We start from the raw sequence: 23,529 nt of genomic DNA, 5'->3' as shown, positions 1-23,529 counted from the left end.
TCTTAACTTAGCATTTATTGGACACGTTGACCACGGAAAATCCACTTTAGTTGGACACTTATTATTAAAAGCTGGTGCAATCGCTGAACAACAATTAGACGACGGAGAAAACAAATTCAGATTTGTTATGGACAAATTAGGAGAAGAAAGAGAAAGAGGAGTAACTATCGACTTAGCTCACCAAAAATTCTCCACCAAAAAATACGACTACACTGTAGTAGACTGTCCTGGACACAGAGACTTCGTTAAAAACATGATCACCGGTGCTTCCCAAGCAGACGCTGGTGTTTTAGTAGTTGCAGCAGACGACGGTGTAATGCCTCAAACTAAAGAACACGTGTTCTTATCCAGAACTTTAGGTATCGGTCAATTAATCGTTGCAATTAACAAAATCGATTTAGTAGACTACTCTGAAGACAAATACAATGAATTAAAAGAAGAAGTAGCTAACTTAATTAAAACTGTTGGTTTCAACCCAGCAAACGTACCTTTCATCCCATTATCTGCATTTGAAGGGGACAACATTAAAGAAGCTAGTGAAAACACTCCATGGTACAAAGGCGACTCCTTAATGGACGCTTTAGATAAATTAACTCCACCTGAAAAACCAATCGACTTACCTTTAAGAATCCCTATCCAAGATGTTTACTCCATCACTGGTGTAGGAACCGTACCTGTAGGAAGAGTTGAAACCGGTATCATGAAAAAAGGTGAAAACGTTATCTTTGAACCTGCTGGAGCTTCCGGAGAAGTTAAATCTATCGAAATGCACCACGAACAATTCGACGTCGCTGAACCTGGTGACAACATCGGATTCAACGTAAGAGGTGTAGGTAAAAACGATATCAGAAGAGGAGACGTAGCAGGACACACTGACAGTGCTCCTACCGTAGCTAAAGAATTCGACGCACAAGTTGTTGTATTACAACACCCTGGTGTAATTACCGTTGGATACACTCCTGTATTCCACTGTCACACTTCTCAAGTAGCATGTACTTTCTTAGAATTATCTAAAAAATTAAACCCAGCTACTGGTGAAGTTGCTGAAGAAAACCCTGACTTCTTAAAAACCGGTAATGCAGCTATTGTTAAAATTAAACCTACTAAACCAATGTGTCTCGAAAACGCAAAAGAAATCCCACAAATGGGTAGATTTGCTATCAGAGATATGGGTCAAACTGTTGCTGCTGGTTTATGTCTTAACGTTACCCCAGCAAAATAAGTTTGTAAACAATAACTAGAAAGTAACTTTTTACTTTCTTTTATTCTTTTTATTTTTTTGGATGATCAACTTAAAAAAATTGCTGAAAGAACTGGTGTTGACTTATCTGGTCCTATTCCATTACCAACTAAAAAATTAGTTGTACCTACAAGAAAATCTCCGGATGGAGAAGGTAAAGCTTCTTGGGAAAAATGGGAACTCAGGATTCACAAACGTTTAATCGGTATTGGAGCTGATGAACGTGCTATGAGACAAGTTATGAAAGTCAACGTTCCTGATAATGTAAGTATTGAAATTGAACTTAAAGGATAAATATTTAGATTCCTTTTCTAAATATTCCTTTTCATATGCCGAGATAGTCTAGTCTGGTAAGGCGCAGGACTTGAAATCCTGTGAGGTCATCCTCGCCTGGGTTCAAATCCCAGTCTCGGCGTTTTATCTTAATCTATTTTTTAAAAAAAGTTTTTTAACTTAACATCTAATTCGTCAAGATTAGATACCATATCTTTTTTATTCACTTCTTTTATTTGCGGTCTTTGAATCATGATTACTGCAATATTCTTTTCGTTAGCAGCTTCTATTTTGTCGATTACTCCGCCTATTTCGCCGCTCTCTTTTGTAATCATTACGCAGGCATCGTACTTTTCAATCAATTCCACATTTTCTTCGCAGCTTGCAGCACCTGTCATTGGAATAATATGATTAGGATTAATGCCCAGAGCATCACATTTTTCAAGGGAACTTTCCACCTTTAAAATTCTTGGATAGAATCTGTCTGCTGAAACGTTTTTCAGCACATCTTCCATTGTGTTGGCTCCTGCAAAATGCAGCACATTTCCCTGTTTGAATTCATCTGCTATCAGTTTTCCGGCATCGACAAATGAATTTACATAATGGATACACTCTGTATCTATGTTTTCAAAGTTGGTGGTAGGTCTTTCGAAGCGAATATAGGGCATTTTCAATTCTTTTGCAATTGTTGCGCTGGTCTGTGTGATGTGTTCCGCAAAGGGATGTGTCGCATCAATCAGAATATCATAGCCGTCGGCAGTTATTATTTCAGCTATTTCGTCCTTTAGAAGCGGACGGGCTATTGTATCATCAGAACCGCTTTTCCTGGCTAACTTTGCACCGTATTCAGTTGTGGTTGTTGTCAAAATGTAGGCTTCATAGTTCTCTTTAATAAATTCTATGATGTTTGTCGAATCCTTTGTACCGCCTAATAAGAAGATCTTCATTTTATCACTTTGTTCATTATCTTTTGAGCAAACAATATGGATGATGCTACAATTATTATCACTATCCATTCGACTATTCCGATTGCTGTGGTTCTGAATAGGATTTGCAATTGCGGAATGTATAATATGAATAACTGAAGTATGAAAGACAGGATTATTCCTGCATACAGGTATCTGCTTGACTGGTCGGAGTTTGATTTTCCGTTGTATGCGTTAAATAGCTGATAAACTACAAATAATGTAAATGCAACGCTCATGGCCTTTTTGGTTGTTGCTCCGCTATATATCTGCCAGCCGAATACAATGACTGTCCCGATTGCCATCACAAGTCCCAAAAGGAATATCTGAAGCAAGGTGTTTTTAGTAAGGATGTCTCCTGTTTCAGGCGGACGGGTCATGGTGTCTTTCTCTGCACCTTCCATACCCAATGTCTGTGCCGGCGGACCGTCCATCACGATGTTAAGCCATAATAATTGTGCCGGATTAAACGGAAGCGGCAAATTGAGCAGTGTTGTTCCTATTATTGTTAATATTGCTCCTACATTTGTTGATACCTGGAATTTCACGAATCTTTTAATGTTGTCGTAGATTTTACGCCCTTCCTTTATTGCCTTGACGATTGTTGAAAAGTCATTGTCCTGCAAAATCATGTCCGCTGATTCTTTGGCAACATCGGTTCCGTCACCCATTGCAACTCCTATTGAAGCTTTTTTAAGAGCAGGAGCATCATTTACTCCGTCACCGGTCATTGCAACTATGTTTCCCAAGTTTTTCAATGTTTCGACGATCCTCATTTTTTGAGCGGGCTTTACTCTTGCATAAACCTGAATGTCATCTGCTATTGCCAGGTATTCATCATCGGTCAGCCTTTCCAATTCCGCACCTGTTATTACTTGACCGGTTGTAAGTATTCCGAGATGTTTTGCTATTGCACGTGCTGTTTTCTCATGGTCTCCTGTAATCATCTTAACGGCAATTCCCGCATTGATACAATCAGTGACTGCTTGTTTGGCATTTTCCTTTGGCGGATCAATCAATCCAAGCAATCCTGTAAATATGAGATTCTCTTCAGGCGCACCTTCATCATTGATCTTGTATGCAAATCCGATTACCCTCAAAGATTTTTCACTCATTTCGTTAATTTTTTTCAATATCTTTTCCTTACTTTCAGCTTCAATAATTTCTATGCTTCCATTGTCATCTATGTATTTGCATTTATCTAGAATTATTTCAGGCGCACCTTTTGATAAGACAATATTATTTTCATCGTCTAGTCTATGTATCGTAGTCATCATTTTACGATTGCTGTCAAGTGGGATTTCATCAAGCCTTTCAAGCGAGGTATCATAATCCTTTGCAAATTTCAATATTGCTCCGTCAGTTTGATTTCCAATGGTTTTATCATTTTTTATGGTCGCATTATTACATAATTTTGATATTAAAAGAGTTCTGTCTTCATTTGTTAAATAACTGTCCACTACGCTCATCCTGTTTTCAGTCAATGTCCCGGTTTTGTCACTGCAGATGATTGTGCATGAGCCCAATGTTTCAACGGACAGGAGCCTTTTGACAATTGCGTTTGATGATGCCATTTCAGACATTCCGAGGGCAAGTGTCAATGTCAGGACGGCAGGAAGCCCCTCTGGAATAGCGGCAACAGCAAGTGAAACGGCGGTCATGAACGTTTCGACAAGGCCAACCCCCTGAAGCAGCTCTAAGATAAAAATTATTATACAAACGACGATTGCGATTGCGGATAATGTCTTTCCAAGCCTTCCGACTCTCACTTCAAGTGGGGTCTCTTCATCTTCTTCCTGAACAATCTTGGCAATCTTTCCTATTTCGGTTTTCATCCCAATGTTTTCAACTACTCCAAGCCCATGGCCTGAAATGATATTGGAATCCATGAATACGTTATCGTTAACTTGCTTCAGGACAGCTTCGGACTCTCCAGTAAGATTTGACTCATCACAGTTCAAGTTTTTACATTCAATTAGCGCCAAATCAGCAGGGCACTTGTTTCCTTCCTCAAGAACTACAATGTCTCCAATTGTTAATTTTTCGGCTTCGACTTCAATTATTTCATTTTCCCTTTTGACGACTGCCTTTTTCACCATCAGACTTTCAAGGCTGTCAACGGCCTTTCTTGATCTGTACTCCTGAATGAATCCGAGGATGGTGTTGAGCAAAACGGCAAGTATGATTACTCCGGCATCTATATAGTCTCCGATTGCGATGGATGCGATGGCGGCAATCAACAGCAGGGCGATTAGAATATCAATGAATTGTGATAAAAACAGTATAATCAATGGTGTTTGCTTTTTTTCATCAAGCTTGTTTAAACCATATTCCTTTTGTCTTTTAAGGGCTTCGCCTTCGCTTAAGCCCTGGATTGATGTGTTGTATTTGGATAGTATGTCTTCCATCAAATTACCTCAAAATGTAGAAACTTGCTTTCTTGTAGTTTTTTAATTTCATTTTAACCCTTCCGGTATTTAAATCTTCATTGGTCAAGGGTTTTATAATTAACTGTGAGCCTATCTTTTCAGCAAGATTGACCAGATGGGGCTGAAGTTCGCTTGGAGGTCTGATTGAATAGATTATGTCCACGTCTTCGTATAGGCTTAAATTGGGATTTTTAATGTCATCCCTGATTATGTCGTCATTGTCCGGATTGATGTCGGTTTTGATGAGCGTGATGTTATCATTTTTTGATAGTGCTTCGGCAACCTTGCCGAACTTGCCGACTCCTACTTCAGCCATTTTCACCGGATTTGATTCAGCTTCTTTTAACAAATATTCTGTGAAATCTTGCCACATGTTTATCCTCTGATTAAATATTACTAATCCAAACTATTAAATACATTGCTTTTAATATTTAATGTTGTTATGATTATTCGAAAGTTTGTTCCAACAGATGTAAAAAGGGTTTTTGAAATAGAAAACATGTCATTTGACCAATCTTATGGAATAAACATGTTTCAACAGCTATATGAGATGGGAATCGGATTTTTAGTGGCCGAAGAGGATGGCTATGTTATCGGCTATGTGATGTTTTGGGTAAAGTATGAGTTTCAGGGCCACATCATTTCAATCGCTGTTGACAAAAATTACAGGCGTTTGGGCGCCGGAACCCAACTTCTTGTAAAGGCCATTGCCATTCTGTCCCTGCTTAGACTGGACACAATCTATCTGGAAGTTAATGAAAACAATACGGGTGCTGTCGAATTTTACAAAAACTTCAACTTCAAGGTCGACAGGATTGTTCCGGGATATTACGAAAACGGCGATGGGGCTATTGTAATGTATCTTCCATTAAGGGAGAGTGGTGTTTCCCAGGATTAATTGCTGATAGTTTGTAAGGGCATCTGCTGGAAGGTTTCCTGTTGCAAATAATGCTGCAAGTATAACAATATAAAATCCAAAGATGGCTAATTGTATGATTCCATGTTTCCTGACTTTCGGATCTTTTCTTGTAACAAGATAGATTGCAATTATTAATCCTAAAAGGCCCCCTAAAATTGAAAATAAGTAACCGAATATGATTAGCCATTTGATAAATCCGCTTGTTCCGGATTCAGGTTTTCCAACGACTTCCTTTTTGATGACTATAGGGCCTATGCTGTTGTTTGGCGGGGTATTCACAAACATTAACGGGGTTCCGCATTTAACACAAAAATCTGCTTCCTCAGGGTTGTCGTATCCGCAGAGTGGGCAAAGTTTCTTAGTCGGGTCAATTTTTGGAAATTCCCATCCGCATTTAATACAAAATCCGTATTGATCGTCACCTGTTGCGCCGCATTGGGGGCATCTTCTATAAACCATACTATCACTTAATTTAATAATTAATCTTAATTTGTTTATAAACTTTTGTTTTGATTTGGATATGATTAGAAATTTTAATATAAAATATTATATATAATCTTATTAAGCTGATATTTATGATTGAAAAAATTGAAATCACACAGAGATTTAATTTCAAGCGCCTCAATAGGCATTACGAATGTTTCACAATAGACTTTTTAAGCAACAGTGCCTATTATAAGATTTCCGAGAGGGGAAGCGGCGACAAATTTTTAACTGAAAGCAGTCTCTGTGATGATTCCTGGATTGATATTCTGGTTGACCTTCGTCGGAAGATGACAAGTGAAATTCATAAATTCGATTTCAAGGCTTCGGATGAATTTCTGCATAAATTCAATCAGCTGAACCTCTTTGAAGGGTTCGAATCTGAAGATTTTTCTTATTTTGAAAAGATAGAGCTGATTTATTCCTGCAGTGTCATAATCTACTCAACGGATAAGTTTGAAGAGTACAGCTTCAAAACCAATTTCCCGGAAAAATGGGAGGAATTCGGGAAAATTCTATATGAATTGGTAGGCTTCGATGTCCTTCACCTGAATTATCAAAAGCAGATTGTAACTCCTCTCTTCTTTGACGTTAAAAGGGACGGAGTTTATCTTGAAGGAGACAAATTGAATCTCAGGACAATCGAATTCGGACACTATCAGACATATCCCTATGACATTCCAAAGCCAAGGCTGATGGTCAATTTTGAAAGGTCAAGGGTGGACGGCTATATTGACAGGGACCTCTCAAGCAGCGATAAGGACCTTATTCTGGATTTACTGGAAAGGTATCATGTTTACATGTGGATTTTCAGCGAATATCACAACAAATCCCATACAAGGGACCCTGATGATCTGGAAGGCTATGACTGGTATCTTGAGATGGTATTTGATGGCGATATTATCTGGCATCTGTTCGGATATAATGACTATCCAGACACCTACGTTCATCTGGCCCATGAAATTAGGGACATAACCAAGTTGGACCTGCTTGAGGTAAACACTATTTCCGATGGTGATCTGGTGCTGTTTGAAAAATTCGGCGATTCAATATTGGATTGACTCTAAAAATTCATCCAACAGTTTGAATATTTCTTCTTTTGAGTTTTTCTGGAACAGTTCGGGCTTTATGTCAACGCTTCTGTACATGCCTTTAAGATAGTAGGCTGTGTGTGTTCTCATTCTTGACACGGCTAATTTTTCAGGCTTTGTTCTCTCAAGGATATCTGCATGCTTTTTTGCCATGGCTATTTTCTCCTCGTTGCTTATCTTTTCCGGTTCGATTCCATAATCCAGATAGTCAACACATTGCTTTATGAGCCATGGATTTCCAAGGGTGGCACGTCCAATCATTATCGCATCACAGCCGGTTTCATCAATCATCCTTTTGGCATCGTAGCATGTCCTTATGTCTCCGTTTCCAATCACAGGAATTGAAACGCTATCCTTGACGTCCCTGATTATTGACCAATCTGCGGGAACGTCATACCTTTGATGTCTTGTGCGGGGATGGACGGTAACTGCAGATGCACCGGCATCTTCGGCTATCTTAGCTATTTCAACGGCATTGATGTGGTCCACATCCCATCCGCTTCTGATTTTGACGGTGACTGGTATTGGAACGCTATCTACAACTGTTTCAACAATTTTTCCAGCTTTTTCAGGGTCTTTTAAAAGTGCACTGCCGGCTTTTGACTTTATGGCAACCTTCTTTACGGGACATCCCATATTGATGTCGATTATGTCGGGATTCATGTTTTCGTGAATGTATTGTGACGCTATCCTGAATGATTCTGTTCCGCATCCAAAGATTTGCTGTGAAATGGGCCTTTCTTCATCTTGCATATACAGCATTTCCTGTGTCTTGAAATTTTCATACATTATTGCTTTGTCAGAAACCATTTCTGTTTCAATAAGCCCACATCCCATGGATTTGATTATGCTTCTAAATGCATAGTCGCATATTCCAGCCATTGGTGCCAAGACTACCTGATTTTCAATTTCAACATTGCCGATTTTCCATTTCATTAAACATCTATTTCTTTTATTTGTTTATTATGTTTTTTGTTGAAATCTGTAAAATTATTCTGTTTTTTCATTAATTATTTATATTTAAAAAAAGATAGTTATTACTATTATATTGATTTAATTATTATAGGGATAACATGGCTGAAGTATCATCAAAAGAATTATATGATTTTAAAAAGACATTAAAGGAATTAGCAAATAAAAGAGGCAGAGGTACAGAGCTTGTTTCCGTTTACATTCCACCTACTAAACAGTTGAGTGATGTTGGTAAGCACATGAGAGATGAAATGGGTCAAAGTGCTAACATCAAGAGTAAACAGACAAGAAAAAATGTACAATCTGCTATTGCAGTGATTTTAGAAAGTATCAAATTGTACAAGCAACCTCCGGAAACCGGTCTGGTATTGTTTGTGGGAATGATTCCTAAAGGCGGTCCCGGTACTGAAAAGATGGAAAAATATATTATTGAACCGCCTGAACCTGTTACAACCTACTGGTATAAGTGTAATAACGAATTTTATGTAGAGCCTTTGGAGCACATGATTGAAGAGCGTGACGTTTACGGTGTTGCAGTAATTGACAGGAACGAAGCGACTTACGCTACTTTAAAAGGTAAGAAGGAAACAATTCTCGGACATTTGACCAGTGGAGTTCCGGGCAAGCATAAGGCTGGGGGTCAATCACAAAGAAGGTTTGACCGTGTAATTGAAGATCTTGCTCATCAGTTCTTGAAACGTATTGGAGACCATATGAATGAGGCTTTCCTTCCTTTGAAGGATGATTTGAAGGGTATCATCATTGGAGGTCCCGGATTCACCAAGAAAGATTTCTACGATGGCGATTATCTCCAGTATGAACTTAAGGATAAGGTAATAACTATTGTCGATACTTCTTATACTGGTGAAGAGGGCATTCGTGAGGTCATTGCCAAATCAGCAGACGATTTGGAAAATCTTGATGTAATGCATGAGAAGAAAATCATCCAGAAATTCATCAAGGAGCTAATTAAAGAGAAAGGCCTTGCATCCTATGGTGAAGATGAAGTTAGAAACAACTTGATTATCGGTGCTGTGGATACTTTAATCCTGTCTGAAGATTTGACCAGCATGCGCAAGAAGTTTACCTGTTCCGGCTGCGGCTATGAAAAGGAAATTACAGTAAAGACTCAGGCTCAAGCTGATAATCTTGAAGAAAGATGTCCTAACTGCAATGAAATGTTAAAAGAAGACTCATCTGAAGATTTGGTTGACGAGCTTGTTGAAAAAGCTGAAGAAATGAATGCTACTGTCGAGTTTGTTTCTACTGAAACCGAAGAGGGTACTCAAATCTATAGGGCATTCGGTGGAATTGCAGCTATTTTAAGGTATCATGTTGGATAAGAATTAGTTATAGTGATTTGGAGACTTGTCCAAATTTTCTATAATATTATTTCTCTTTTTTTCTTTTTTTGTATAATATTCGTTTAATCCCTCTTCCTGACGGATTCTATTGATTAAGCTAAAAAAGCTTTTTTTATTTATGTTTGCCTTTTCGTAAAATTCGATATATAATGAATGCATTGATCTGTTTTTTGCAAGATAGCTATTTTTCAAATCATCGTATTGGCTTTTGGTAATTGGGGTAATCATTAATTTCAACCTTAATTTTGTGTCTTTGTCTACTGATTTTTAATTTTCAATAGACATTGTAAGTTACTTTGTAAATAATGGTATATAAAGAGATATGCTTTTTTTATTTGCATATAATTTTGTTTAATTTTTATTGGAATATTGGGCATTATGTTCTAAATTTTGCTGTGTGAGCCTTTTAAATCTGGACATTTTGATTTGCACTTCTTCGGCATTTTATGGTGGCAATGATTTTCCGACTTTGTACATCAATTAATTATTTTGATTAGACATTTTAAATCAATATCTTAAAAGAAATATTAAATTTAACATAATTTTTTGAATAAATTATAATTTGTATAAGATAAATCTTAACTTCGTTGAAAAATATTCGATTATTTTATTAAATATTGAAAAATATTTAAATATAATAAAGTCCATATAATTAAGTATATTGTTAAATGTTACTGCAAGCCAGTAAAAAATTTTGAAAATTTAATGATATCATAAATCTAAATATTTATTTGGAGGAATATTTTTGTCATACGTAGATGAAGTAATTGAAACCATTATTGAACAAAACCCTTCAGAACCTGAATTCCACCAAGCTGTACGCGAAGTATTGGAATCCTTGAGGGTTGTAATTGAAGAAAACGAAGAAGAATACAGAAAAAATGCACTTCTTGAAAGATTAACCAATCCGGAAAGACAATTAAAATTCCGTGTTCCATGGATAGATGACAATGGACAAGTACAAGTTAACACCGGATACCGTGTACAATTCAACAGTGCAATTGGACCTTACAAAGGCGGATTACGTTTCCACCCATCCGTAAATGTAGGTATTATCAAATTCTTAGGTTTCGAACAAATTTTCAAAAACTCCTTAACTGGTCTTCCAATTGGCGGAGGAAAAGGTGGATCTGACTTTGATCCTAAAGGAAAATCCGACAGGGAAATCATGGCATTCTGTCAAAGTTTCATGACTGAATTATGCAAATACATCGGAGCTGATACTGATGTACCTGCAGGTGATATCGGTGTAGGTGGTCGCGAAATCGGTTACTTATTCGGTCAATACAAAAGAATTAGAGGATTATACGAAGGAGTATTAACTGGTAAAGGATTATCTTTCGGAGGATCCCTTGCAAGAACTGAAGCTACTGGATATGGATTATTATACTTCACTAATGCAATGTTAAAAGCAAATGACATTGACATTGCAGGTAAAACCATTGTAGTGTCCGGTGCAGGTAATGTAGCAACTTACGCAATTCAAAAAGCTCAACAATTAGGCGGAAATCCTGTAACCTGTTCCGATTCAACCGGTTGGATTTACGACCCTGAAGGAATCGACGTTGAGTTATTAAAAGAAGTTAAAGAAGTAAGACGTGAAAGATTAACTGCATATGCTGAAGCAAGAGAAAGCGCTGAATACCACGAAGGAAAAGGCGTATGGACAGTTAAATGTGATATCGCTTTACCATGCGCTACCCAAAACGAATTGCAATTAGAAGACGCTAAAATCTTAGTTGAAAATGGCGTTCTTGCTGTTGCTGAAGGAGCTAACATGCCAACCACTATCGAAGCAACCGAATACTTACAAGAAAACGGCATTTTATTCGCACCAGGTAAAGCTTCAAATGCTGGTGGAGTAGCTACTTCCGCTTTAGAAATGTCACAAAACTCAGAAAGATTATCTTGGACATTTGAAGAAGTTGATTCAAGACTTCAAACCATTATGGAAACTATCTTCGCAAATGTTGCAGATGCTGCAGCTGAATATGACATGGACAAAAACTATGTTGCTGGAGCAAACATTGCAGGATTCAAGAAAGTAGTTGATGCAATGAACGCACAAGGAATCGTATAGATTTCCTTGTTTCTTTTTTTCTTTTTTTTTACTTGATTACTTTATATTCACTCTTATGATTTTGCACATTGTAGCACTTCCAAAATTTTCATTATTTTTCAAAATTAATTATTAGTTAGAATTTCTTTTAGATGGGATGTAAGATGTCATAGTGTATGTGAAATATATTAATTTACAATAAATATAAATAATATATCTAATATAATTAATGTATCTAATTAACTTTAATATACTGGAGGATTCACTATGTCTATGAAAACTATTCGAGTAACAGAGGAAGTTCACACAAAACTAGCTCATTTGGGTTTAAAGTCCGAAACATATAATGATATTATAGCTAGATTAATTGAGGTGTATGAAAGAATGTATTTCGAAGAATTAAGTGATGAAGATGCAGATTACTATAATGAAAGAATCAGACATTTTGAAAACGGAGACTATAGGGGCACCAGAAAAGTTGATTTAGATGCCCTCAAATAGTTATAAAGTCCGCTATGAACTTTTTGAAGATAAAAGAGCAATAAAATTCATGGATAAAAATGCTGATGATGAAACATTGATAAATAGAATACATGGCAAATATTATCAATTAGCAATTGATCCCTATAAAGAAGCAGAAAGTTCATTTAAAAGTAGGAAATGTCCTAAATGTAAAAAAACAAGGGTGGGAAACTATAGAATTATATATTTCATCAATGAATCAACAAAGGAAGTTGAAATAATTGACATTGGTCCTAGAAGAACCATCTATAAAAAATGGGATTGATTTTTTAAAATTAGGCGGGTTTCACTATTTTCTCGCACAGGGAATTGTGTGATTTCAGAGCTTTATTTTTCAGTTTAAGAGTTTTTTTAACTCTTCTTTTTTTATTTATTTTATTCAGATAATTTAAATGATTATTCTATCCTTTTTTTACAATCATGAGCAGTTTCTATCTATGCTTACATATAAATAATGTCTTTGATAAAACTTTACACATATCAAATATTTTTTACAAACCAATGGTTTTTAACAATTTATTTGAGGTGTAGAAAAATTCCTATGGGAATATGGAGATAAGTTATGAAAAATAAGATAATAATTTTTACATTAATTCTCTTGGCGTTATTCAGCATAGCCGGCGTATGCGCTGGTGATGTGAATGATACTTTAACTGCGAGTGAAAATGATTCACAACTTGAATTGAATGATGCAGGGGATAATTTAAAAAGTATTGATGAAAATCAGGTAACTGGAGATAAATTTGTAGAGGATAACGGATCATTTGTCGCATTGCAAGAAAGGATTGACAAGGCAGGGGATAATTCCACAGTAGCATTGCCAAACGATTATCTTCTTGAAAATGGATTTAAAGAAACTGGTATTTTAATTAACAAAAGCTTGACAATTGACGGAAACGGCTTTACCATTAACGCTAACGGTAATGCAAGAATATTCAATATTGCCGGTGAGGCTGTTACATTACAGAACATTAAGTTCATTAACGGTCAAATAGATGGTATGGGTGCGGCAGTATATTGTAAAGATAGCAATTTGGCAATTATTAACTGTACTTTCTCAAATAATCATGCAATCGGAAATAATTCCCAAGGGGGAGCTGTCTATTTCAATGGCGATAAATTTACAATTTTCAATTCAGAATTCATTGCCAACTCTGCAGATTATGATGGAGGGGCAGTATATTTCAAAGGAGATGACGGACTTATTAATGCTTCCAAGTTCACCAACAATAAGGCTTATTATAATGGTGCGGTTTATTTAAACAGTGTGAATGGAACTGTAGATAATTGTATATTCGCTAATAATGTGGCCACTAACAGTTCTGGAGCTCTCGGTTGGGTTAAACAACAAAATGGTACAATTATCAATTCTCAATTCATTAATAACACTGCACCATTTGGCGGAGCCATTTACGTTAATGAAGGAAACAATTTTTCAGTAAGCTCTTCTAAATTTATCAAAAACAATGCAAGCATAGGTGGAGCCATTTACTGGACTGGTGGAGATGGAATAATTTTCAATAATACATTTGATAGGAATTCTGCTTCCAAAGATGGAGGAGCAGTATATCTCGAAGGTAGTGAAGGAATTATTGACCGTTCCAATTTCACTAACAATAAGGCTAAGCGTTATGGTGCTTTATATATGGACAGCATAGCGGGAATTATGGATAAATGCATATTCGCCAACAATGTGGCAACAGACAGTGCAGGTGCAATTGGCTGGGTTAAAAAGGAAAACGGTACCATTAGAGGTTCCAGATTTATTAATAACAGTGCACCACTTGCTGGAGCAATATATGTAAACAACGGAACTGAGTTTTACATTTCAATTTCACACTTTATAAATAATACTGCAAGCGTTGACGGTGGAGCAATTTACTGGGAAAGCGGAAATGAGGGAATCATCACATTAACATCATTCATAAACAACAATGCAGCCGGAAATGGTGGAGCGGTATACTTCAATGGAACTAATGCAAATATCGGATATTCAAGGTTCACCAACAACACTGCCGCTTCAGGTGGAGCAATATACAACACTGGTTCAATGTTCGCTATTGGAAATAGTTTTAACAACAACACTGCTGCTGATGGAAAAAATGACATTGCAGGCAATGGATCAACAAAATTGGGTGTGAGCTTTGAAATTGGAGCAGAAGATACTGTTTATGGAAAAACCGCTAAAATCATTGTCAATGTAACCAGTAACTACAAACCTATAAATGGAGGTATTGTATCAACAGTTGTTAACAATGTTACCTACAATGCCAGTGTAGTTAATGGTGTTGCAACACTTCAAATTCCAAATTTGGATGTGGGAAGCTATGAAATGAATATAACATATGCTGCTAATGATTCAAACTACAGGGATGATGACGATTTTTATATTTTGGATATTGAAAAGCAAAACGTAACCCTTAAAATTGATGTTGAGGATAATGTTTATGGAAAAACCGCTAAAATCAATGTTGCAGTTGATGGTGATGGCCAACCTGTTAATCGGGGTAAAGTATCAACTGTTGTTAACAATGTTACCTACAATGCCAGTGTGGTTAATGGTGTTGCAACACTTCAAATTCCAAACTTGAAAGTGGGAAGCTATAAAATGGTTATATCATATAATGATTCAAATTACAACAATTGCACAGAATCATATACTTTGGTCATTAACAAGCAAAATGTTAAAATAACCGTTAAAGTTGCAAGTTTCATCATCAATTATGGTGGCAAATACTCAATAACCCTTAAAGATTCAAAAGGTAATGCTGTCGCTGGTGAAAAAGTAACTTTCACATTAGGCGGGAAAGCTGTCGGATCAGCTGTCACAAATGCCAGGGGTCTCGCAACCGTTTCCTTGACTGCAAAAGTATTAAAATCAGTAAAAGCAGGTAAAAAGAACATGGTCGTAAAATTAACAAGCAAAAACTACAATGCAGCGGCCAAAACCGTAAAAATAACAATCAAGAAGGAAAAAACAAAAATAACTGCCAAAAACAAGAAATTCAAAAAGTCCATAAAGACCAAAAAATACATAATAACCTTGAAAAACAGCAAAGGCAAAGCAGTTAAAAAAGTGAAAGTTACCCTTAAAGTTAAAGGAAAAACCTACACTGCCAAAACAAATTCCAAAGGTAAAACAACCTTCAAAATCAAAAAATTAACCAAAAAAGGCAAACACACAGCAACCATTAAATTTAAGGGCAATGCTTACTACCTTAAAATCTCTAAAAAAGTTAAAATTACTGTTAGGTAGATGAATTTTCTAATCTACACCATTTTTTCTTTTTTTTCTTTTTTTTTGATAGAATTTAGGCAAAAACTCATATGCATTGAATTCTAAACATATGATTAGAAATGTAATGGGTGTTTTATGTTTAATTATCCAAGAGTTTTAATGCGAAAGGAGCTAAAAAAAATTTCTAAGTATCCGTGTGATGAGGAAATCAAGCAGGCTTATCTTAAATATCTGACTAATTATTCCTTTAAGGAGTTTGTTGAATTCTGCCAGGATAATGGTGGTGACCTGGAGGCCCTGATTTTTAAGTTCACTGATTTGCAGTTGGATAAATTCGAGCCGAATTCTCTGATTTGGGTTTCACATGTAATGGTTAATTTCATGATCTATTTCAATGTCAATCTTGATTATGGGGAATATTATGATGCTTATGCTTCCGCTCTGCAGTTGACAGTACTGTCATGCGCCATGAAGATGGCAATAGATAAGGTTTCTTTTGATGAAGTTCCATTCCCCGAACATTCCAAGATTTGCTTTGATAAATTTTTTGATGAATGTCCTGATTTCAGATTTAATTTGGAGCGTGATTGTGGGCTGGCCTATAAGTCTTTCAATAATGATTTTGATTTTACAAGCGAAGACTTCTATCTTAAAGTCAAAAAACACTTTGATGATGAGGGATATTAGTTCGCAGCTGTTGCTGCAATTGGAAAATTGCCTTTTGAAAGTTTTAAGTAAGGCTATTTATTTTTTTTAAACTAACAATCGTTAGTTATATATAGTGGATGTCACAATAGTTTAACTAACAACTGTTAGTTAATGATAATATGAGCATTAAGTCAAACAACAAGGAAAAGATTTTTGATGTTTCAATAGATTTGTTCTCTCAACATGGCTATGATGGAGTGTCCATTCGACAAATTGCAAAGGAAGTTGGAATAAAGGAAAGCTCAATCTATAATCATTACAGGAGTAAGGAATCGATTATGGATGCGATACTTGATTATTATATTGGCCGGATGATGTCCAATGATATTCCGGTAAGCCAGGCCAGTGAAAATCTGGACATAAGCTTTGATTATTTCTACAGATCCGGATTGGATGCATTTGCCTCACAGCTAAAGGATGAAAAGATGTCTAAGATTACAAGGATAATTCTCATTGAATCCTATCACAACGAAAAAATGAAGAATTTCATGAAGGACAGCATAATTTCACAGGCAATTGACGGTTGGATAGTGTTATTTGATTTGATGAAATCCAAAGGATTGATAGATAATGAATGTGATTCTGGGCAATTGGCGGAGTCCTTTTACAAGTTCGGACTCTTTTTGTTGTATGAGCATTATATCATCAATTATCCTGAAGATGATGAGAAATTCATTGAAGAACTGTCTAGAAAATCAGAAAATCACATTAAACTGATTTTCAATTCAGTAAAAATTTAAAAGGAGGTTTTAGTATTAAAATAAGATTGGAAACTGAAGATGATTATTTTGAAGTTGAAAACATGGTTAGAAACTCCTTTTGGAATGTATATCGTCCAGGTGCATTTGAACATTATATTGTGCATAATCTAAGGGATGATGAAAGCTTTCTTGAAAATCTGACATATGTTATGGAAAGCAATGATGGGATTATAGGATATATTGGCTATTCGGAGGGGTTCATAGATTATGGCGACGAAAGGATTGGTGCCGTTGTTTTGGGGCCGCTGGCGATTCATGAAGATTTTCAAAATCATGGTTTGGGATCAAAATTAATAGACCACACCCTTAATCTGGCTAGAGATGAGGATATTCCCTTTGTGTTCGTTGTTGGTGATGAAGATTACTACCGCAGATTCGGTTTTATCAGCGCATCAGAATATGATTTGTATCTTGAAGGAACAGATATGGGGGAGGAATGTCCCTTTTTCATGATAAGGTTGTTTGATGAATCCGAATTGAAAGATGGAATTGGAATATTCCACAATCCGGACGTATTTGATGTTAATCCGGAAGATGTTGATGAATTTGACAAGAAATTTGAATATAGACAAAAGAAAGTTTTGGAAGGGCAGCTTGAGGGGTTATAAAATGAATTATGTGGTAATCAATGGATCTCCAAGAAAAAAGAACACTTGGAAAATGGTAAAGCAGGCAGAATTAAATTTAAAAGGAAATTTTGAAGAAATTCAATTGATAAAAGAAAGGATTCCGCTATGCAACGGATGCTTTAAATGCATAATGGAAGGTGAAGACGAATGCCCTCACTTCGATAAAATCAAACCGATTATGGACAAAATCAGAGCGGCTGATGGCATTATAATCGCCAGTCCGGTATATGCAATGAATGTTACTGCACTTTTGAAAAACTTTTTTGACCATACTGCTTACTTATATCACAGGCCTGAATTCTTCACTAAAAAGGCATTGGTTGTCGTGTCCACTGCAGGTGCGGGGCAAAAGGACGTTGCAAAGTATATTGATGAAACATTAAGGCATTGGGGCATAAACAAAGTCTATAAAATCACTTATGCCTGCGGGGGAAAGGATTCGATTGATGAGGATAACATCAATAAGATATCAAAGAAATTTGCGAGTGATGTTGAATCTGGCAAATTGCATAGTCCTAAGTTCGGTGATGTCCTATTTTATAATGTTTGGAGAGCTATGGCATTATCAAAAGACCCTATTGAAGCGGACAGGAAATATTGGACTGAAACGGATTTGGTGAATCATGATTTTGCACCGGAAGTTAAGCTGAATATTGTTAAAAAGTCATTTTCGAAAATAATGTTTTTCATTTTCAAAAAAGTAATGAAATAATTCGATATCTGCTGCAAAAACATTATTAAATAATGAACAACAATTAATTAGTAGGTAGATAATATGGCTAATTTTAACTCATTAGAGGAAGCAAGAGAATTTTTTTACAAGGACAAGTTTGCGGTAGATACCGGAATAACACTTGATGAATTGACTGAAGATAAGGCTGTTTGTTCTTTGGTTTTGAATGATGATCATAAAAACGCTTATGGTGGCGTAATGGGTGGAGTAATATTCACTTTGGCTGACTTTGCTTTTGCCGTTTTGTCTAATCAGATTCATCAGTTAACCGTTGCTCAACAGGTGAGCATCAATTATTTGTCCGCTCCGAAAGGAGAAAAACTGATTGCAGAGGCAACATGCCGTAAAAGCGGCAGGACATCCTCAATAGTCATTGTAAATGTCAGTGATGATATCGGCCGTGATGTTGCTCAGTTTGTTGGAACCGGCTTTAAATTATAGCTATTTCAAATACTGGGATAATTTTAAAAGTGCATTTGTATTGTATGGGTTGATTTTTAATAGTTCACCTGCACATTCAATGCTTTTGTACTTCTTTTTCAATTTCGTTAGTGAATCAATTTTTAAAAGTAGCATATCTTCGCTTTTGGGGTATTTTTCACAGATTCCGATTATCTTTTCGTGATATTCCCTTGAAGTTTCATAATATCCCATTTTAAGATAAATTTCGCCGATTATTTTGAAAAGTATTATCTTTCTTTTATCATTATTTTTTTTATATTTCATATTTTTATCCAATTTTTGGTTTAATTATTTATTTTAATTTTTTAATAGTTAAATGTATCTATTTTTTAATTTAAAGCAATTTTATAAGTTTATTCTACTTTTTACTTTATATTATTAATTGTTTTATAAGATTTTTTCATTGCTTATTAAGTTAACCAATTAATTTATATTATAGAAAAGTAATAATTATTAAGTGACTGATTAACAAGTCGTGAAAAATGAGGATTCGAAGTTGCACTGCCGTAGCTTCGAATTTTTTTATACAATATTCAATTGTTGCGACCATCAACATTTCTATTATTCTGGTGATGAACCTTGAATGAATGGATGGAATAAGTTTCTGATGACCACTATCTTAACTTATAGAATTCTTAATTTCATGATTAATTAAATTGAAAGTAATCCAATTTTATATAATTTATTTTTTACTTATTTTTTAAAATATTAAATTTAATTTCAAAATATAGCTGGTTTGAGCGGTACCGATATATCAAAAGATAATTATTTGCTAATTAATCTGAAAACTTTCTCGCCAAGCTCCCAGTCAACGAAGATTAATATTTCTGTTTTTGCAATGTTGATCAATTCGGCATCAATGTGATTTATGGAAAGGATCCTGCTGATTTCAGATTCATCTCTCTCGGGGTCAATAATACTGATCATGGCAGTATCCTGGCCTTGTGAAATGGAACTTAAAAAATCATTTTCAATGACATACTCGTGGAACAGCTTATAGGTTTTATCCCCGTCCTCCTTATTGATAAAAGTAGTGATTGAATTGTGGTGGGGGTTTAATTTGTAAAGATGAATGCCGTTGTCATACAGCATGTTTGTCAAATCAGCTATTATTCCGCTTTTGTGAAGCAAATCTTTCCCGACAACAGTTATTGATGTAACTGGGGTTTCCAACAATTCCATTGGCTTATAATCATAAGGGCCGGTTATGTGTGTACCTCTTGTTGTAAGGTCTCCATATTTGAAATTGATGATTTTCGCATCAATGTCGGGGTGCTTGTAGTCAAGCGCATTAGGATGCAATACCTGTGCTCCATGGGTTGCGAGTGTTTTCATCTCACCGACGGTGATGTCCTCCAGAAGTTCCGCTTCGTTGATTTTTCTAGGGTCTGTTGACAGGACTCCGTCAACATCTGTCACGATAATCACTTCATCGGCATTTAAACATTCTCCGATTAAAAATGCGGTAATGTCACTTCCTCCACGGCCTAATGTGGTAACTTGGTCATTGCATTTTCCTAAAAATCCGCAAACGACAGGGACGATTCCTTGGTCTAGAAGGGTTTTCAATTCCTTGATTTTCCTATCGGTAGTTTTCACATCGATTTTGGCTTCCATGTAGTTGGAATCGGTAATGATTGGCCATGCTTCACAGTAGGGGTCAATGTATGTGGATTTGACGCCCAATGATTCCAATGTGGCTGAAAACAGTCTTACGCTTGTTCTTTCACCCATTCCTACAATTTCTGCATGCTGCTTGTAAGTGAGGTTGTTGGTAATAGCATCATTTGTAAGGCTGATTAAATCATCAGTGGTTTTGTTGACTGCTGAAACCACAACGATGATTTGGTTGCCTTTAAAATATTCATCTGCAACTGATTGGGCGGCTTTCTTAATTCTCTCACCGTTCCCTACAGATGTTCCTCCAAATTTCGCTACTATCAAACTCATTAAAATTCACCTTAATGATTAGATATATGTTGGATATTTTTATTAAAGTTTTAGGAAATATGGTATTTTTTTAAAAAGAGGGAATCGGCTAAGATGGATTAAATCATTGAAAAAAAAAATGAAATGAATATTATCAGTAGTAATATTCATCATCTTCATTGACCAAATTGGTAGTGTTGACTTTTGATATGGTCATGTCTCCTTTGAAAACAGGTTCGATTTCAACATTGACATCTGGATTTCCCCAGCTTACCAGATAAATGTTTTTATTGCTGTTGTTTGTGCTGAAGTTAGCTATTTCATTCTTGTCGATGTTCTTAAAGTTAAAAATTTCATGAATTCTATTCATGTTTTCTCCATAGATGTAATCTTGGTTAATGCAATACATGTCGCTTTGATCTGCAAAGTCCAAAAGATACATTGCAAGACCCGGATTTGTAATTATGATTGTTGAATTGTTGTCTTCTATGATTTGATCTAATGCCTCAGTATGTGCCAATCCATTTTGATATGCATCACCGTTTGCCACTACCATAGACCCAATTCCGCTGATAAGAAGCAGGACGACAAAGGACAGTGAAATAAGAAGCATTCTCTTATTTTGCATTTTGCCAATCATAATTGAAATTGCAAGCCAGAGGATTGCGGAAGCAACAACCAAACCTTTTGTAAACATAATCGGTTTGATAATGATTGAAATTAGAATTATCACTAAAACTGTTGCAAAGTAAGCTGCAATGCCGTATAAGACAAGTGTTCTATCCTCATCTTTCTCTTTGAGATATATCAAAAGAACTATTGCAAGAATTATGAGTGTAATCATGCTGAAAAGTGTGTCTCCGCTGTATGCAAAATGAGCAAAGGATTGGATAATTGAATCTGTTGTCAAATTGCCAAGAGGATTCATGGATTGTAGAAGCTTTATCAATGTAGGTATCCATGGGGCATAAAGCACAATGCCCGCAATCATAGATATTGCCAAATATTTGATTTTATCTTTATTATGAGTCAGTATGTGGAACAATAAAATTATATAAAGGACAACTGCTGTTATTAGCCCATAATAATGAGTGTATGATGCTAAAACTGAAAATAATGTAAACAATATGAATGAAGTTTTATTTGCAGTTGTTATGATGTCCATGAAGAATATGAATGACAATAGTGTGAATAGCATTGCCCAGCTGTAAGGCCTTAAAATGGAGTAGGTTATGAAAAATTCACTCATTACAGCTATTGCAAGGGCAAATAATCCCGCAGTAAGCCAACCATAATCTTTTCTGAGTTTAAAAGTAGATAAAATTAAAACAATTGCATATGGAATAATGGAAAACACTTTCAGAATTGCGAAGTCATTTGCTAGCTTGCTTAATCCTTTCACAAGCAGGAAATATAGTGGCGGGTTTGTTTCTCCACCAAGTATATGCAATATGTCACTTATTGGAAAATTGATAAGTGTCAATGTGAAAAATTCATTAATGTTTGTAATCACTTGGGTTAATGGATTTATGAGCATGTACATTAACATCAAGATGCTTATTGTAAAAAATAACTGTCCGATTGTGTTTTTATTTAATTCCATAATATAATTTAGTATTAACTTATATTAAAAGATGGGTGAAAATATTTCAATTATCTTCCCCAATTAATTAAATTGAATATTCTTAAGCTGCTCTTTTGTAGCTTTTTTGGAATCTTTTTCGTAATGATCACAGACTTCATTGACTTCTCCAATTTCACGTACTCTTCCTTGGTCAATCCATATTGCTTTATCACAGATGTCTCTGATTTGACCAATTGAGTGTGAAACGAGTAAAACGGTGGTTTTACCACCCATCAAGGATTTCATTTTGTCCCGGCTTTTTCTTTTGAAATTAATGTCACCGACACCTAATATTTCATCGATAATCAATATGTCTGGGTCAACGATAGTTGCAATGGAAAAACCGAGTTTTGCTTTCATACCTGATGAATAGTTCCTGATTGGGTAATTAATTGATTCACCTATGTCTGCAAATTCAACAATTTCATCATATTTTGATTCTATGAACTCTTTATCATATCCCAAAATAGCACCATTTAAATAAATGTTTTTAGCGCCGGAGAAATTATTGTCAAAACCAGCTCCCAAAGTGAGCAATGGTGAAATTTTACCATTGGCAATAACAGTACCTGAATCAGCCGTATAACTTCCCACAATCAACTTAAGTAATGTTGATTTACCGGCCGCATTATATCCGATAACGCCAACTTTTTCGCCTTGATAAATTTTAAAGGATATGTCTTTTAAAACATGAACTGTTTTAGCTTTGCTTTTATTTCTTTTTAAAGTTCTGATGACCTGCTCTTTGAGATTATCAATTTGATCTTCATAAACCTGAAAAGATAAATTAACATCTTTTAATTCAATTGAAACCTCTTGACTGTAATTTGGGACAATATCTCCCAGAATAGCATCAATATCTTGGCTGTTTTCTTCTATTTTACGAGGTTCTGGTTGTTTAATTTCCTCTTCTTTCTTTTTTCTATTAAATAACTTTGCAAATCTGGATTTTTTAGCCTTTTTTTGAGTGTCTTGATTTGTAAAATCTTTTAGGTATTCTTCTTCCGCACTGATTTTTTCTTGAGGGGTTGGTTTTTCTTGTTTTGGTGGTTGTTCTATTTTTTGTGGTTTTTCTTGTTTTGGTGGTTGTTCTATTTTTTGTGGTTTTTCTTGTTTTGGTGGTTGTTC

General features: G+C 35.6%; 24 protein-coding genes and 1 tRNA gene. 15 read left to right on the top strand and 10 right to left on the bottom strand.

The window, feature by feature from the left end; translation table 11 throughout:
- The 3 genes from tuf to QZU81_RS08345 form a co-directional block, all read left to right on the top strand.
- Positions 1–1,222, top strand: a 1,222-nt coding sequence (gene tuf / locus QZU81_RS08355) for a translation elongation factor EF-1 subunit alpha (RefSeq protein ID WP_295591166.1), incomplete at its 5' end; no start/stop codon positions are given.
- 51 nt (positions 1,223–1,273) lie between these two features.
- Positions 1,274–1,534, top strand: coding sequence for a 30S ribosomal protein S10 (rpsJ, locus tag QZU81_RS08350; protein WP_295591170.1), 261 nt, complete (start codon positions 1,274–1,276; stop codon positions 1,532–1,534).
- 37 nt (positions 1,535–1,571) lie between these two features.
- Positions 1,572–1,655, top strand: a tRNA-Ser gene (locus QZU81_RS08345).
- A 19-nt stretch (positions 1,656–1,674) separates the two neighbouring features.
- Here QZU81_RS08345 and cobK read toward each other — a convergent pair.
- The 3 genes from cobK to QZU81_RS08330 are packed head-to-tail and all read right to left on the bottom strand — an operon-like array spanning position 1,675 to position 5,280.
- Positions 1,675–2,460: a precorrin-6A reductase gene (gene cobK, locus QZU81_RS08340; RefSeq protein ID WP_295591164.1), complete on the bottom strand. Its 786-nt coding sequence runs from the start codon at positions 2,458–2,460 to the stop codon at positions 1,675–1,677.
- Positions 2,457–4,886: a cation-translocating P-type ATPase gene (locus tag QZU81_RS08335; protein ID WP_295591162.1), complete on the bottom strand. Its 2,430-nt coding sequence runs from the start codon at positions 4,884–4,886 to the stop codon at positions 2,457–2,459. The genes cobK and QZU81_RS08335 overlap by 4 nt, the downstream gene beginning before the upstream one ends.
- Before the next feature lie 4 nt (positions 4,887–4,890).
- Positions 4,891–5,280, bottom strand: coding sequence for a UPF0146 family protein (locus QZU81_RS08330; protein WP_295591161.1), 390 nt, complete (start codon positions 5,278–5,280; stop codon positions 4,891–4,893).
- A gap of 69 nt (positions 5,281–5,349) precedes the next feature.
- On the opposite strand from QZU81_RS08330, the gene rimI reads away from it, so the two are divergent.
- Positions 5,350–5,805, top strand: a complete 456-nt coding sequence (gene rimI / locus QZU81_RS08325) for a ribosomal protein S18-alanine N-acetyltransferase (RefSeq protein WP_295591159.1) — start codon at positions 5,350–5,352, stop codon at positions 5,803–5,805.
- On the opposite strand, the gene QZU81_RS08320 is transcribed toward rimI, so the two are convergent.
- A complete protein-coding gene (locus tag QZU81_RS08320; RefSeq protein WP_295591157.1) occupies positions 5,776–6,285 on the bottom strand; it encodes a zinc ribbon domain-containing protein in 510 nt (169 codons plus the stop codon). The two genes, rimI and QZU81_RS08320, sit on opposite strands and share 30 nt — an antisense overlap.
- Before the next feature lie 116 nt (positions 6,286–6,401).
- On the opposite strand from QZU81_RS08320, the gene QZU81_RS08315 reads away from it, so the two are divergent.
- Entirely contained in the window at positions 6,402–7,370 is a 969-nt protein-coding gene (locus QZU81_RS08315) for a hypothetical protein (protein WP_295591155.1), read from the top strand.
- Here QZU81_RS08315 and dusB read toward each other — a convergent pair.
- A complete protein-coding gene (gene dusB / locus QZU81_RS08310) occupies positions 7,356–8,336 on the bottom strand; it encodes a tRNA dihydrouridine synthase DusB (protein WP_295591153.1) in 981 nt (326 codons plus the stop codon). The two genes, QZU81_RS08315 and dusB, sit on opposite strands and share 15 nt — an antisense overlap.
- Positions 8,337–8,473: 137 nt before the next feature.
- On the opposite strand from dusB, the gene prf1 reads away from it, so the two are divergent.
- A complete protein-coding gene (gene prf1, locus QZU81_RS08305; RefSeq protein ID WP_295591151.1) occupies positions 8,474–9,715 on the top strand; it encodes a peptide chain release factor aRF-1 in 1,242 nt (413 codons plus the stop codon).
- A 3-nt stretch (positions 9,716–9,718) separates the two neighbouring features.
- Here prf1 and QZU81_RS08300 read toward each other — a convergent pair whose 3' ends face one another.
- Positions 9,719–9,964, bottom strand: a complete 246-nt coding sequence (locus QZU81_RS08300; RefSeq protein ID WP_295591149.1) for a hypothetical protein — start codon at positions 9,962–9,964, stop codon at positions 9,719–9,721.
- Positions 9,965–10,481: 517 nt separating this feature from the next.
- Here QZU81_RS08300 and gdhA point away from each other — a divergent pair.
- The 9 genes from gdhA (at position 10,482) to QZU81_RS08255 (ending at position 18,827) form a co-directional block, all read left to right on the top strand.
- On the top strand, positions 10,482–11,816 hold the full coding sequence (gene gdhA / locus QZU81_RS08295; RefSeq protein WP_295591147.1) for an NADP-specific glutamate dehydrogenase: 1,335 nt from the start codon (positions 10,482–10,484) through the stop codon (positions 11,814–11,816).
- A 246-nt stretch (positions 11,817–12,062) separates the two neighbouring features.
- Positions 12,063–12,296: a hypothetical protein gene (locus QZU81_RS08290; protein ID WP_295591145.1), complete on the top strand. Its 234-nt coding sequence runs from the start codon at positions 12,063–12,065 to the stop codon at positions 12,294–12,296.
- Positions 12,283–12,582 (top strand): type II toxin-antitoxin system RelE/ParE family toxin, encoded by a 300-nt coding sequence (locus QZU81_RS08285; RefSeq protein ID WP_295591143.1) that lies wholly within the window; start codon positions 12,283–12,285, stop codon positions 12,580–12,582. Before QZU81_RS08290 ends, QZU81_RS08285 begins: the two co-directional genes overlap by 14 nt.
- Positions 12,583–12,879: 297 nt before the next feature.
- Entirely contained in the window at positions 12,880–15,573 is a 2,694-nt protein-coding gene (locus tag QZU81_RS08280; RefSeq protein WP_295591141.1) for a right-handed parallel beta-helix repeat-containing protein, read from the top strand.
- Positions 15,574–15,714: 141 nt separating this feature from the next.
- Entirely contained in the window at positions 15,715–16,242 is a 528-nt protein-coding gene (locus QZU81_RS08275) for a hypothetical protein (RefSeq protein WP_295591139.1), read from the top strand.
- A 140-nt stretch (positions 16,243–16,382) separates the two neighbouring features.
- The gene (locus QZU81_RS08270) at positions 16,383–17,003 is read left to right on the top strand and encodes a TetR/AcrR family transcriptional regulator (protein ID WP_295591137.1); all 621 of its coding nucleotides are present in this window, start codon (positions 16,383–16,385) and stop codon (positions 17,001–17,003) included.
- Positions 17,004–17,029: 26 nt separating this feature from the next.
- Positions 17,030–17,632 (top strand): GNAT family N-acetyltransferase, encoded by a 603-nt coding sequence (locus tag QZU81_RS08265; RefSeq protein ID WP_295591135.1) that lies wholly within the window; start codon positions 17,030–17,032, stop codon positions 17,630–17,632.
- 1 nt (position 17,633) lies between these two features.
- The gene (locus tag QZU81_RS08260; protein ID WP_295591133.1) at positions 17,634–18,365 is read left to right on the top strand and encodes a flavodoxin family protein; all 732 of its coding nucleotides are present in this window, start codon (positions 17,634–17,636) and stop codon (positions 18,363–18,365) included.
- Between the two features lie 63 nt (positions 18,366–18,428).
- On the top strand, positions 18,429–18,827 hold the full coding sequence (locus tag QZU81_RS08255) for a PaaI family thioesterase (RefSeq protein ID WP_295591131.1): 399 nt from the start codon (positions 18,429–18,431) through the stop codon (positions 18,825–18,827).
- On the opposite strand, the gene QZU81_RS08250 is transcribed toward QZU81_RS08255, so the two are convergent.
- The 4 genes from QZU81_RS08250 to QZU81_RS08235 form a co-directional block, all read right to left on the bottom strand.
- Entirely contained in the window at positions 18,828–19,112 is a 285-nt protein-coding gene (locus tag QZU81_RS08250) for a hypothetical protein (RefSeq protein ID WP_295591118.1), read from the bottom strand.
- Between the two features lie 501 nt (positions 19,113–19,613).
- Positions 19,614–20,798 carry an aspartate kinase gene (locus QZU81_RS08245; RefSeq protein ID WP_295591116.1) on the bottom strand — a complete coding sequence of 395 codons (1,185 nt, stop codon included), beginning with the start codon at positions 20,796–20,798 and terminating at the stop codon, positions 19,614–19,616.
- Positions 20,799–20,931: 133 nt separating this feature from the next.
- A complete protein-coding gene (locus QZU81_RS08240) occupies positions 20,932–22,380 on the bottom strand; it encodes a hypothetical protein (protein ID WP_295591114.1) in 1,449 nt (482 codons plus the stop codon).
- A gap of 63 nt (positions 22,381–22,443) precedes the next feature.
- Positions 22,444–23,460: an ABC transporter ATP-binding protein gene (locus QZU81_RS08235; protein ID WP_295591168.1), complete on the bottom strand. Its 1,017-nt coding sequence runs from the start codon at positions 23,458–23,460 to the stop codon at positions 22,444–22,446.
- Between the last annotated feature and the right edge of the window lie 69 nt (positions 23,461–23,529).

Source organism: uncultured Methanobrevibacter sp. (assembly GCF_902770715.1).
Classification (GTDB): Archaea; Methanobacteriota; Methanobacteria; order Methanobacteriales; family Methanobacteriaceae; genus Methanocatella.
This window is presented reverse-complemented; position numbering and strand designations above follow the sequence as displayed.

Coding starts and splice junctions, on each gene's coding strand:
- cobK (WP_295591164.1), bottom strand. CDS start 2,460: ATGAAGATCTTCTTATTAGGCGGTACAAAGGATTCGACAAACATCATA.
- QZU81_RS08335 (WP_295591162.1), bottom strand. CDS start 4,886: ATGGAAGACATACTATCCAAATACAACACATCAATCCAGGGCTTAAGC.
- QZU81_RS08330 (WP_295591161.1), bottom strand. CDS start 5,280: ATGTGGCAAGATTTCACAGAATATTTGTTAAAAGAAGCTGAATCAAAT.
- rimI (WP_295591159.1), top strand. CDS start 5,350: ATGATTATTCGAAAGTTTGTTCCAACAGATGTAAAAAGGGTTTTTGAA.
- QZU81_RS08320 (WP_295591157.1), bottom strand. CDS start 6,285: ATGGTTTATAGAAGATGCCCCCAATGCGGCGCAACAGGTGACGATCAA.
- QZU81_RS08315 (WP_295591155.1), top strand. CDS start 6,402: ATGATTGAAAAAATTGAAATCACACAGAGATTTAATTTCAAGCGCCTC.
- dusB (WP_295591153.1), bottom strand. CDS start 8,336: ATGAAATGGAAAATCGGCAATGTTGAAATTGAAAATCAGGTAGTCTTG.
- prf1 (WP_295591151.1), top strand. CDS start 8,474: ATGGCTGAAGTATCATCAAAAGAATTATATGATTTTAAAAAGACATTA.
- QZU81_RS08300 (WP_295591149.1), bottom strand. CDS start 9,964: ATGATTACCCCAATTACCAAAAGCCAATACGATGATTTGAAAAATAGC.
- QZU81_RS08290 (WP_295591145.1), top strand. CDS start 12,063: ATGTCTATGAAAACTATTCGAGTAACAGAGGAAGTTCACACAAAACTA.
- QZU81_RS08285 (WP_295591143.1), top strand. CDS start 12,283: ATGCCCTCAAATAGTTATAAAGTCCGCTATGAACTTTTTGAAGATAAA.
- QZU81_RS08280 (WP_295591141.1), top strand. CDS start 12,880: ATGAAAAATAAGATAATAATTTTTACATTAATTCTCTTGGCGTTATTC.
- QZU81_RS08275 (WP_295591139.1), top strand. CDS start 15,715: ATGCGAAAGGAGCTAAAAAAAATTTCTAAGTATCCGTGTGATGAGGAA.
- QZU81_RS08270 (WP_295591137.1), top strand. CDS start 16,383: ATGAGCATTAAGTCAAACAACAAGGAAAAGATTTTTGATGTTTCAATA.
- QZU81_RS08260 (WP_295591133.1), top strand. CDS start 17,634: ATGAATTATGTGGTAATCAATGGATCTCCAAGAAAAAAGAACACTTGG.
- QZU81_RS08255 (WP_295591131.1), top strand. CDS start 18,429: ATGGCTAATTTTAACTCATTAGAGGAAGCAAGAGAATTTTTTTACAAG.
- QZU81_RS08250 (WP_295591118.1), bottom strand. CDS start 19,112: ATGAAATATAAAAAAAATAATGATAAAAGAAAGATAATACTTTTCAAA.
- QZU81_RS08245 (WP_295591116.1), bottom strand. CDS start 20,798: ATGAGTTTGATAGTAGCGAAATTTGGAGGAACATCTGTAGGGAACGGT.
- QZU81_RS08240 (WP_295591114.1), bottom strand. CDS start 22,380: ATGGAATTAAATAAAAACACAATCGGACAGTTATTTTTTACAATAAGC.